Source organism: Serratia sp. CY74737, assembly GCF_052166775.1.
In the GTDB taxonomy this organism is placed as follows: Bacteria; Pseudomonadota; Gammaproteobacteria; order Enterobacterales; family Enterobacteriaceae; genus Serratia; species Serratia ureilytica.
The window spans coordinates 165,587-176,711 of sequence record NZ_JBJNOF010000016.1; the positions used below are offsets into that span (position 1 = coordinate 165,587).

The window sequence follows — 11,125 nt, forward strand, 5'->3', positions numbered from 1 at the left end:
GCGGGCCCGGCAGACATTACAGCGGCATGTAGATGTCGAAACGGTGGCTTTTGGTCAGCGTGGCGGCGTGCGCCGGCACGTCGGCCAGCGGCGGCGCGTAGTCCGGGCGTTTCACCACCACGCGCTTGGTCGCCAAACGGCGCGCCGGTTCCAGCAGGCCGTCGGCGTCATCGTCGCTGCCCACCAGCGATTGGAACACCCGCATCTCTTTCTTCACCAGCGCGCTTTTCTGCTTGTGCGGGAACATCGGATCGAGATACACCACCTCCGGGCGCGGGCTGAGATCCGCCAGCGCCGTCAGGCTGGAGGCGTGCAGCAGCGTCAGACGATCGCGCAGCCACGGGCCGATTTCCGCATCCTGATAGCCGCGCTGCAGGCCGTCGTCCAGCAACGCCGCCACCACCGGATTGCGCTCCAGCATCCGCACCCGGCAGCCCAGCGCCGCCAGCACGAAGGCGTCGCGCCCCAGCCCAGCGGTGGCGTCCACCACGTCCGGCAGGTAGCTGCCCTTGATGCCGACCGCCTTGGCCACCGCCTCGCCGCGGCCGCCGCCGAAACGGCGCCGGTGCGCCATGGCGCCGGAGACGAAATCGACGTAGATCCCGCCAAGCTTCGGCTCGTCGCGCTTGCGCAGCTCCAGCCGCTGCGGGGTCAGTACCAGCGCCATCGGCGCGTCGTCGTCGGACGTCAGCCGCCAGCGCTGCGCCAAAACAGACAAGGCGCCGGGATCGGCGCCTGCTTCACACAATAAACACACGCTCACGTGTCGGGTTATCCTTTAATGCCGTAATGGCGCAGCATAGCATCCAGCTGCGGCTCGCGGCCACGGAAGCGTTTGAACAGCGCCATCGGCTCTTCCGAACCGCCGCGCGACAGGATGTTGTCGAGGAAGGATTTGCCGGTCTCGGCGTTGAAAATCCCCTCTTCTTCGAAGCGCGAGTAGGCGTCGGCCGACAGCACTTCCGCCCACAGGTAGCTGTAGTAACCCGCCGCGTAGCCGCCGGCGAAGATGTGGCTGAAGGCGTGCGGGAAGCGGCCCCAGCTCGGCGAAGGCACCACCGCCACCATTTTCTTCACTTCCGCCAGCGTCGGCAGGATCTGCGCCCCTTTCTCCGGGCTGTATTCGAAGTGCATGCGGAAATCGAACAGACCGAACTCCAGCTGGCGCAGAATGAACAGCGCCGCCTGGTAATTCTTGGCCGCCAGCAGCTTGTCGAGCATGGCCTTCGGCAGCGGCTCGCCGCTCTGGTAGTGGCCGGAGATAAACGCCAGCGCTTCCGGCTCCCAGCACCAGTTTTCCATAAACTGGCTCGGCAGCTCGACCGCATCCCACGGCACCCCGTTGATGCCGGAGACGCCGGCGGTATCGATCTGCGTCAGCATGTGGTGCAGACCGTGGCCGAACTCGTGGAACAGCGTGGTCACTTCGTTATGGGTGAACAGCGCCGGCTGGTCGCCCAGCGGGCGGTTGAAGTTGCAGGTCAGGTAAGCGACCGGTTTTTGCAGCGTGCCGTCGGCCTTGCGCAGGCTGCCGACGCAGTCGTCCATCCAGGCGCCGCCGCGTTTGTTTTCGCGGGCGTACAGATCGAGGTAGAAGCTGCCGCGCAGCTCGCCGTCGGCGTCGAACAGATCGAAGAAGCGCACGTCCGGATGCCAGGTATCCACGTCTTTACGCTCTTTGGCGGTGATGCCGTAGATGCGTTTCACCACTTCGAACAGCCCTTCCACCACACGCTGTTCCGGGAAGTACGGGCGCAGCTGCTCGTCGCTGATGGAGAACAGGTGCTGCTTCTGTTTTTCGCCGTAATAGGTGATGTCCCAGGCGTCGAGCTCGTCCACGCCATAGTGCTGTTTGGCGAAGGCGCGCAGCTGCGCCAGCTCTTGCTCGGCCTGCGGGCGGGCGCGTTTGGCCAGATCGCTCAGGAAGCCGATCACCTGCTCCGGGCTTTCCGCCATCTTGGTCGCCAGCGACTTGTCGGCGTAGGTGTCAAAGCCCAGCAGCTGAGCCAGCTCATGGCGCAGCGCCAGCGTTTCCGCCATCACTTCGCTGTTATCCCATTTGCCGGCGTTCGGCCCCTGATCGGAGGCGCGGGTGGCGAAGGCGCGGTACATCTCTTCGCGCAGCGCGCGGTTGTCGGCGTAGGTCAGCACCGGCAGGTAGCTCGGCATGTCCAGCGTCAGCAGCCAGCCGTCCTGCTCTTTAGCCTGCGCCATCGCCTGTGCCTGCGCCAGAGCGCTCTCCGGCAGGCCGCTCAGCTCGGCTTCGTCGGTAATCAGTTTGCTCCAGCCCATGGTGGCGTCGAGCACGTTGTTACTGTAGGTAGAGCCCAGTTCGGACAGGCGCGCGACGATCTCGCCGTAGCGCTGCTGTTTGTCCGCCGACAGGCCGATGCCCGAGAGTTCGAAATCGCGCAGCGCGTTGTCCACCGCCTTGCGCTGCGGCACGCTCAGCGTCTCGAACGCCGCGCCCTCTTTCAGGCTGCGGTAGGCCTGGTACAGCCCTTCGTGCTGGCCGACCCAGGTGCCGTACTCGGACAGCAGCGGCAGCGCCTGCTCATAGGCGGCGCGCAGCTCCGGGCTGTTTTTCACCGCGTTCAGGTGCCCGATCGGCGACCAGATGCGCGACAGGCGATCGTCCGACTCCGCCAACGGCTGACACAGATTGTCCCAGGTGAACGGCCCCGGCTGCGCGACCACGCGCTCTACCGCGGCGCGGCAGTCCGCCAGCGCGGATTGCACCGCAGGCACGATATCTTCAGGGCGGATCGCCGAGAACGGCGGCAGGGAAAACGGGGTCAGCAACGGATTTGTCATAGGGCAGTCCTGATTAGCGTTGGGGCCCGCCGCGAGGGCGAGCCTTAAAATGCGTATGAATCTCTAACATGGAGCCGGGCAACAGGAAAATCAATGCCCGGCGTTGATCGTTCGTGCCTTAAACGGCGCATTGGCGAATGCGGGCGGCCAGCGCCGCCAGCTGTTCGTCGTCGGCGCGCGCCGCATCGTGGGAGGAAATGTAGCCTTCGTAACGCGTGAAAAACTTCGGCGAGGTCGATTCGATCGGCCGCCACTGCTCCAGCGACGCGGTGCCGTGCAGCGGGATCAGTTTGGCATGCACATGGTCGACGCCGTAGCCCTCGAACACCATGCCGCAGCGGCCGACGTCGTCGAACGCGCGATCCAGCTGCTTTGCTACCCGCTTGGTCGCCAGCATCAACGCACTCAGCACCTCGTCCGGCAGGTCAAACGCGTAGCTCGGGTGGTGCGCCTTGGGGATCACCACGCTGAAACCGTCGGTGTTGGGAAAGATGGACAGGAACGCCAGATGGTCGTCGTCTTCCCAGATTTTATGGCACGGCGCCTTGCCCGCCACGATGTCGCAAAAAATGCAGCTCATCCTTTCTCCTTGTGATTCACAGCGTTTCAACCCGTTCGAATTCTTCGAACACCAGCCACATGTCCGGCGCAAAGCTCCCCTCGCGGGTAAAGAATGCCTGATGCCCCTCGCGCCAAAATGCCAGGCTTTTGTCGCCTTCGCCCTCTTTGGCCGCCATCTCGGCGGTCACCTGGTCGTAGCGCACCAGGCGCAGCGCCAGGGTCCTGATCACGCAGGCCGGTTCGCCGCGGCCATCGAGAACGATGCTGTAATCGCCGATCCTCGGGGTTTGTTCCCGACGATAGCTCGCATAGGAACTGCAGGTGGCGGTTTTATCCCCGCTCAGCACCAACCCCAGCAGTTCGTCGGCTAACGCGGGGCCGTCGCCGAACGCCCAGCGCGCCGCGTCGGGGTAATTCGCCAAAATCGCCTGTTTGCTCATCGTCCTGTCCCTTTCTGTTAACGTCTGCGGCAACGGAGTCCGGTTTTTCCCGGCCAGACAGTTTATACTGTGCAGATTATAAGCCTTATTGCATTGAATGCTCCGTCTGCGGAGCACAAGGAACCGCCACCCGTCATGTTAAGTTATCGCCACAGTTTCCACGCCGGCAACCACGCCGACGTGCTCAAACACACCGTTCAGAGCCTGATCATCGAGTCGCTGAAGGAAAAAGAGAAGCCGTTCCTGTATCTGGATACCCACTCGGGCGCGGGCCGTTATCAGCTCAGCGGCGAACACGCCGAGCGCACCGGCGAATACCTGGAAGGCATCGGCTTGCTGTGGCAACGCGACGATCTGCCCGAGGAGCTGGCGGCCTACATGAGCGTGGTGCACAACTTCAACCGTTCCGGCACGCTGCGCTACTACCCCGGTTCGCCGCTGATCGCCCGCCAGCTGCTGCGCCCTCAGGATAAAATTCACCTGACCGAGCTGCACCCGAGCGATTACCCGCTGCTGCGCAGCGAGTTCCAGAAAGACGAGCGCGCCAAAGTGCAGCGCGCCGACGGCTATCAGCAGCTGAAATCCCAGCTGCCGCCACCGTCGCGCCGCGGCCTGATCCTGATGGACCCGCCGTATGAAATGAAGACCGATTACCAGGACGTGGTCAAAGGCATTCAGGAAGGCTACAAGCGTTTCGCCACCGGCACCTACGCACTGTGGTACCCGGTGGTGATGCGCCAGCAGATCAAACGCATGCTGCGCGATCTGGAAGCCACCGGCATTCGCCGCATCCTGCAGATCGAGCTGGCGGTGAAACCCGACAGCGATCAGCGCGGCATGACCGCCTCCGGCATGATCGTCATCAACCCGCCGTGGAAGCTGGAGCAGCAGATGAAAAACGTGCTGCCGTGGCTGCACAAGGTGCTGGTGCCGTCGGGCATCGGCCACCATCTGGTCAACTGGGTGGTACCGGAATAATCCCCGGCAGGGCGCGCTTTGCCGCGCCCTGCGTCCGCCTATCGCAGCCATCGACGCAATCTTTGCGACAAACCCCGGTCAGGCGTTAAACTCTTACCCTCTTCAAATTCACAACTCATGGAAATCCCAGATGACGAAACATTACGATTATCTAGCAATTGGCGGCGGCAGCGGCGGTATCGCATCGATCAACCGGGCAGCCATGTACGGCCAAAAGTGTGCGCTGATTGAAGCCAAAGAGCTGGGCGGCACCTGTGTAAACGTGGGTTGTGTACCGAAAAAAGTCATGTGGCACGCGGCGCAGATCGCCGAGGCCATCCATCAGTACGGCCCGGACTACGGCTTCGACACCACCGTCAACGCCTTCGACTGGAAAAAGCTGGTCGCCAACCGCACCGCCTATATCGACCGCATCCACAACTCCTACGATAACGTGCTGGGCAAGAACAAGGTCGACGTGATCAAAGGGTTCGCGCGCTTCGTGGATGCGCACACCGTGGAAGTGAACGGCGAAATCATCACCGCCGATCACATCCTGATCGCCACCGGCGGCCGCCCGAGCCATCCGGCTATTCCGGGCGCGGAATACGGTATCGACTCCGACGGCTTCTTTGAGCTGGACGCCATGCCGAAACGCGTCGCCGTGGTGGGCGCCGGCTATATCGCCGTAGAGATCGCCGGCGTGCTGAACGCGCTGGGCGCGGAAACGCACCTGTTCGTGCGCAAGCACGCGCCGCTGCGCACCTTCGATCCGATGATCGTCGACACCCTGGTGGAAGTGATGAACACCGAGGGGCCGAGCCTGCACACCGAATCGGTGCCGAAAGCGATCGTCAAGAACGCCGACGGCAGCCTGACGCTGCAGCTGGAAAACGGCAAGGCATTCACCGTCGACTGCCTGATTTGGGCCATCGGCCGCGAACCGGCGACCGACAACCTGAACCTCGGCGTGACCGGGGTGAAAACCAATGAGAAAGGCTACATCGACGTCGATAAGTTCCAGAACACCAACGTCAAAGGCATCTACGCGGTGGGCGACAACACCGGCGCGGTAGAGCTGACCCCGGTCGCCGTGGCCGCCGGCCGCCGCCTGTCCGAGCGCCTGTTCAACAACAAGCCGGACGAGCACCTGGACTACAGCAACATCGCCACCGTGGTGTTCAGCCACCCGCCGATCGGCACCGTCGGCCTGACCGAGCCGGAAGCCATCGAGAAATTCGGCGCGGACAACGTGAAGGTGTACAAGTCCTCCTTCACCGCCATGTACAGCGCCGTGACGCAGCACCGCCAGCCGTGCCGCATGAAGCTGGTGTGCGCGGGTAAAGAAGAGAAAATCGTCGGCCTGCACGGCATCGGCTTCGGCATGGACGAGATCCTGCAGGGCTTCGCGGTGGCGGTGAAGATGGGCGCCACCAAGAAGGACTTCGACAACACCGTGGCTATCCACCCGACTGCGGCGGAAGAGTTCGTCACCATGCGCTGAGGCGCTACGTTTATCCCTCTCTCAGGCCGGGGTAAATACCGGCCTGTTCTTTTTGTGCGGTTTACTATTCCCTTCGCACCCGCCTGCTTTTTCTGCCATTATTCTGCCTGATAAATTAGCGGGACTGATACAAACCTCCCCGCGCCTCTGGAGAACGCCGATGCTGTTCAAACTATGCAAAACCCTTGCGATGGCCTGCGTGGCCCTGATTATCGCCCAGAGCAGCGCGCTCAGCTTTACCCTGGAAGTGGCGGGCAAGATCGACAACGTGACCGATCCGGTCAAAAAAAGCTATCTGTTCACCGATAAACAGCTGTTGGCGATGCCGGTGCACAGCATCACGACCTCCACCTCCTGGACGCCGCAGAGGAAGTTTGAAGGGATTTCGGTGGCCGACATCCTGGAGCGCGTCGGCGCCAAGGGCGAGACGCTGACCTTCTACGCGCTGAACGATTATTACATCGACGTGCCGTTGTCCGACGTCAAGAAGTACAACATGATCCTGGCCTACAAGATGGACGGGGAGATGCTGAAGCTCAGAAACTTCGGCCCGCTGTTCCTGGTTTACCCGCGTGACGCCGCCGGGCCTGAGCTGAACTCGCCGTTGTACAACTCGCGCTTTATCTGGCAAGTCGACAGGATCGTGATCAAATGAAGCTGACGACCTTTAAGAACGGCAGCAGGCTGGCGATACCGGCCATCTTCGCCGCGCTGTTTCTGGTGGCTTCGACCGTCACGCTCTATTACTACAGCGCCACCCTGTCGAAGAAAGGGCTGTATGCCATCGCCGGCACGCAGGAGAACTACTCCTGGTCGATCGCCAAGTTCTCCATCAAGCTGGCGGAATTCGACACGTTCGTCGAGCAGCAGAGCCACGCGCCGCAGGTGGACAACGACAACCTGCGGCTGCGATTCGAAATCCTCTATTCGCGCTTTTACGTGCTGGAAACCGTCTCCGAATCCACGCAACCGCTGTACGCCGAGCCGGGCTACCCGGAAGTGGTCAAGCAGATGCGCCTGCAGATGGATCGCATCGATAAACTGCTGGATAACCCGAAAATCGACTTCAATCAGGTTTTCGCGGCCATGAAGGCCATTAAGCCTTACGCTATCGAAATGGCCAACCTGACCGACCACGCCGAGGTGAAGCAGCGCACCGCCGCCTATGAGGACTACATCGAGAAACGGCACATCATTTTCTATGGGCTGGTGATTGTCATGTTCTCGGTGATCGCGCTGATCGCCATCACCCTGATCGTGTTCCGTCAGCAGCGGCTGACCATTCGCCAGCAGGCCAAGGCGATCGAGGCGGAGAAAGCGACCCGCACCAAAAACGCCTTCCTCGGCGCCATCGGCCACGAACTGCGCACCTCATTGCAGAGCGTGATGTCGGCCATCGACGTGCTGGTGAATACCCGGGTATCGGCGGAGCATGCGGACACCTTCCAGCGGCTGGAGACCGCCGCGCAGCAGATCGAAAGCCAAATGAAAGATCTGACCGACTACGCGCACCTCGACAGCGGCATGATGGAGCTGCGCATCGTGCCGTTCGACGCGCAGAAGCTGATCGCGGAGACCGCCAACGAAATCGCTACTTTGACCCGCAAAGAGCAGGTCAAACTCAGCTGCGAGGTGGAGTGCAGCCACCTGTTGGTGCATTCCGACCCGCTGCGCATCCGGCAGATTATCGTCAACCTGCTGACCAACGCCTACAAATACACCGAAAGCGGCAGCATTACGCTGCACAGCTGTCTGCGCCGTCAACCCGGCGGCAGTTCGCTGATTATCGAAGTGACCGACACCGGCATCGGTATCGAAAAAGACCAGCTCGATCAGATCTTCAAACCCTTTACCCAGTTGGATCAGTCGCATACCAAGCAATATGCCGGCGTGGGGATGGGGTTGGCGATCGTGCACGGCCTGGTGACGCTGCTCGACGGCACCATCACGGTGTACAGCGAAATCAAGAAGGGCAGCACCTTTATCGTCAGTATTCCGGTGCAGATCAGTGAAGAAGAACGCGCCGACGAGCCCGCCGCCGCCAATACCTCTCTGCAGCAGAAACCGCAGCAGGTGCTGGTGGTGGATGACAACAAGTCGGTGGGTGACGCCTTTGCGGCGTTGCTGGATAAGCTGGGTTACCAGCACGAACTGTGCGACTCGCCGGAGCGCGCGCTGCAGAAACTGCTCAGACGCCCTTACGACGCGCTGTTGCTGGATCTGCAGATGCCGGGCATCGACGGCGCCGCCCTGGCCAGGCAGCTGCGCAATCGTCGCGGCCCCAACCGCCATGTGCCGATCATCGGCATCAGCGCCTACACGCCGGAGCAACTCACGGCGGATCAGCGCGCGCTGTTCGACAACTACCTGATGAAGCCGGTTCGGCTGGATGCGCTGTCGAACGCGCTGGCCGAGGTGTTCCCCGCTAAAGATTAAAACAGCGTTGCAGTGCGGCTTCGATCACATGGAGCCGCACCGGTTTTTCATAAGGGCCGAGCACATCGTACTCGCGCATCGCCTGAGCGATTTCCGATTCGCGTCGATCGGTGCCCAGCTCACCGGTCAGCACCAGTACCGGCGCGTCCGGGTTGTCGGAGGCGCGGATGGTGGCGATACAGCGATCTGCCGTTTCTTCACCGATCAGCCAGTCCACCACGTAGCCGTCGAACAGGCTTTGCTGCAACGCCTGACAGAAGCTGTCGACGTCGTAAAACGCCACCGCGTTGAAACCGCAGCCACCAAGATACTTGGCCAACTCATCGGCCGCCTGATGCGAATCGTCCAATACCGCAATGCTCAGACGCTCGTCGTCGCCATAGCCGGGCCGGATTTCGATCAGCTCGACGCCATAACGCGGCCCTGCCGGCGCCTCATCGGCGCGATAGATATGCCATTGCCCCTCGATGCGCAGCGCCACAAATTCCGCCGACCGCCCGGCGGGAAGCTCGTCGCCGATGTGCCCGATGCAGGGCATCGCGACCCCTGCCACAAAAAAGATGGCATCGCGCGCCATGTTCGGTTCGGCCGCCTCGTGTTCGGCGCTCAAATCGGCTATCGCCGCCGGCGTTTCTCCGAGCGCGGCCGCGACGCTGTTGATCTGTTCCAGCGTCCAGGGGCTTTGCCCTTTCAATTTGCGGTGCGCATGTGAAAAACTCAGATCCAAGATGCGGCTGAGCTCTCGGGCATGCTGACGTTTTCCAATCCCGTAATGTAAAAACAGCTCTCTGACCCGATTGGCAATCGACTGTGAATCGAATTTTTGGTGATTGTTATCCATTTGTTCCTTCGATTTTTTTTACTGATTTATCAGTCGTTTTGATTATTTCTGCTGAAAAAGCCACATCTAAAACTAGCATCCCATGCAATTATGCGTTAAAAACGTTGCTTGACATACCATGTTGCATCGTCAAACATGGTATCAAAAGAGACATACAGCAATACACTATAAAAAAACAACACCAGCACGTTTTTTAATAATAACCATAGTAACACCAGGGAAAATTTGTTCCGTTGCCGCTACTGAGACGATGTCCACATCGCTCGGACTGCATAAGCAAAACGGGGCTTGAGCCTTTAGCGCTAATCTGTTTTACCCACTTTTGAGCCGGGATCCGTCAGGGTCCCGGTTTTTTATTGTCCTGACGTCGCGCCATCATACGTTCTCCCCCCACCGCCGCAAATAAAAACGGAGCCGGCATGCCGGCTCCGTTGTCGTTGTAATGACCGCTGAACGTCAGAAGCGCCAGGTGAAGCCGGCGTTGACGCTGTTGTCCTGATGGTGCTGCGACAGCAGCCCGCCGTAGCCCAGCGACAGCGAGGCGTTTTCGTTCACCGCCACTTCCGCCCCCGCCTTCAGCACCATGCCATCGCGCGACACCGGCACGCTGTCCACCACGAACGGCGCGTTGCCGCCGTTGAACCGCAGCCCGGTACCTCGCTCCAGACCGCCGTACTGGTGTTGCCACCCCAGCTCGCTGCGCAGCGCCACCGTCGTGCCCGGGGTCACCTGCCACGCGGTGTCCGCACGCAGCCCCAGCGTCGACACCGTCGCGTCGGTATGCTGCTTGTCGCCGCGCAGTGCCGCCGCGCCGCCGCTTTCCGCGATGCCGTTGTTTTCGAAGTTCACGTACGCCAGGTTGACGAACGGCTCCAGGTTCAGCCACTCGCCCTGCACGCTGTAGCCCGCTTCCGCGAACAGCTGTTCGGTGCGCGCGCTGTACTTCGCCGTGTCACGGTCCGACTGCATCCCGTAGTTCACCGACCGTTTGGTGTCGATGCGGTGCCAGGTGTAGCCCGCCCCGCCACGCAGCGCCAGCGCCCCGAACTGCTTGTCGCCGTACGCCGCCAGGTGGTAGTTGTCGCTGTCCGCCTTCGACCCGTACCCGCCGTGCAGCGAGGTGCGGGTGTAGCCGGTCGCTACCCCCAGCCGCCAGTCGGCCGCCGCCGCCGAGTCCAGCCCCACCAGCACCCCGTAGGTCGAGGCCTGATAGCCGGTGGCGTTGGCGTCGCCCGACGCGTGGTCCCACGCCCCCAGCAGCTGCGCCCAGGCGCCGTCCTCGTCCGCCTTGATGGCCGACGAGCTCGCCAGCCCTTCCGCCTGACGCAGCCGCCCGTTCAGCGCCTCACGCAGGTAGCGGCTGTCGTTCACCAGCGCCGACGCGATATCCGCATGGATTTGCCCCGACAGCTGACGGAACGCCTGCCGCGCCTCGCCCGCCGTGCCGCTGTTGAGAACGCTTTCGTACACCGGGTTGCCCGCCGCCAGCGCATCCGCCGCCGCCGCCACCGCCCGCTCGTTCGGCGTCTGCGCCACGCTGGCGAAGCTCGTGCCGTTGCGCCCGACGCTCAG

Annotated in this window: 10 protein-coding genes; 4 read left to right on the forward strand and 6 right to left on the reverse strand. The window is 61.9% G+C overall.

Annotated elements, in window-relative coordinates; translation table 11 throughout:
- Window positions 1–16: 16 nt before the first annotated feature.
- The 4 genes from rsmJ to ACJ8PE_RS21460 form a co-directional block, all read right to left on the reverse strand.
- A complete protein-coding gene (gene rsmJ / locus ACJ8PE_RS21445) occupies window positions 17–763 on the reverse strand; it encodes a 16S rRNA (guanine(1516)-N(2))-methyltransferase RsmJ (RefSeq protein ID WP_033645355.1) in 747 nt (248 codons plus the stop codon).
- 8 nt (window positions 764–771) lie between these two features.
- Window positions 772–2,814 (reverse strand): oligopeptidase A, encoded by a 2,043-nt coding sequence (gene prlC, locus ACJ8PE_RS21450; protein ID WP_197793235.1) that lies wholly within the window; start codon window positions 2,812–2,814, stop codon window positions 772–774.
- A 118-nt stretch (window positions 2,815–2,932) separates the two neighbouring features.
- Complete coding sequence (locus ACJ8PE_RS21455) at window positions 2,933–3,394, reverse strand: HIT family protein (protein WP_033651785.1); 462 nt, start codon at window positions 3,392–3,394, stop codon at window positions 2,933–2,935.
- A 16-nt stretch (window positions 3,395–3,410) separates the two neighbouring features.
- A complete protein-coding gene (locus ACJ8PE_RS21460; protein WP_025304616.1) occupies window positions 3,411–3,815 on the reverse strand; it encodes an ASCH domain-containing protein in 405 nt (134 codons plus the stop codon).
- 135 nt (window positions 3,816–3,950) lie between these two features.
- On the opposite strand from ACJ8PE_RS21460, the gene ACJ8PE_RS21465 reads away from it, so the two are divergent.
- The 4 genes from ACJ8PE_RS21465 to ACJ8PE_RS21480 all read left to right on the forward strand — a co-directional run bounded on the left by ACJ8PE_RS21465 (window position 3,951) and on the right by ACJ8PE_RS21480 (window position 8,712).
- On the forward strand, window positions 3,951–4,793 hold the full coding sequence (locus ACJ8PE_RS21465) for a 23S rRNA (adenine(2030)-N(6))-methyltransferase RlmJ (protein WP_033636386.1): 843 nt from the start codon (window positions 3,951–3,953) through the stop codon (window positions 4,791–4,793).
- A gap of 130 nt (window positions 4,794–4,923) precedes the next feature.
- Complete coding sequence (gene gorA / locus ACJ8PE_RS21470) at window positions 4,924–6,276, forward strand: glutathione-disulfide reductase (RefSeq protein ID WP_047026523.1); 1,353 nt, start codon at window positions 4,924–4,926, stop codon at window positions 6,274–6,276.
- 160 nt (window positions 6,277–6,436) lie between these two features.
- Window positions 6,437–6,931, forward strand: coding sequence for a molybdopterin-dependent oxidoreductase (locus tag ACJ8PE_RS21475; RefSeq protein WP_033645359.1), 495 nt, complete (start codon window positions 6,437–6,439; stop codon window positions 6,929–6,931).
- Entirely contained in the window at window positions 6,928–8,712 is a 1,785-nt protein-coding gene (locus ACJ8PE_RS21480; RefSeq protein ID WP_042785542.1) for an ATP-binding response regulator, read from the forward strand. The genes ACJ8PE_RS21475 and ACJ8PE_RS21480 overlap by 4 nt, the downstream gene beginning before the upstream one ends.
- Here the strand turns inward: ACJ8PE_RS21480 and ACJ8PE_RS21485 are convergent.
- Together ACJ8PE_RS21485 and ACJ8PE_RS21490 are read right to left on the reverse strand one after the other, a co-directional pair.
- Window positions 8,702–9,553: a helix-turn-helix domain-containing protein gene (locus ACJ8PE_RS21485; RefSeq protein WP_197793234.1), complete on the reverse strand. Its 852-nt coding sequence runs from the start codon at window positions 9,551–9,553 to the stop codon at window positions 8,702–8,704. The genes ACJ8PE_RS21480 and ACJ8PE_RS21485 overlap by 11 nt on opposite strands.
- 456 nt (window positions 9,554–10,009) lie before the next feature.
- Window positions 10,010–11,125 (reverse strand): autotransporter outer membrane beta-barrel domain-containing protein (locus ACJ8PE_RS21490; RefSeq protein WP_442536865.1); only part of this gene is annotated, 1,116 nt, incomplete at its 5' end.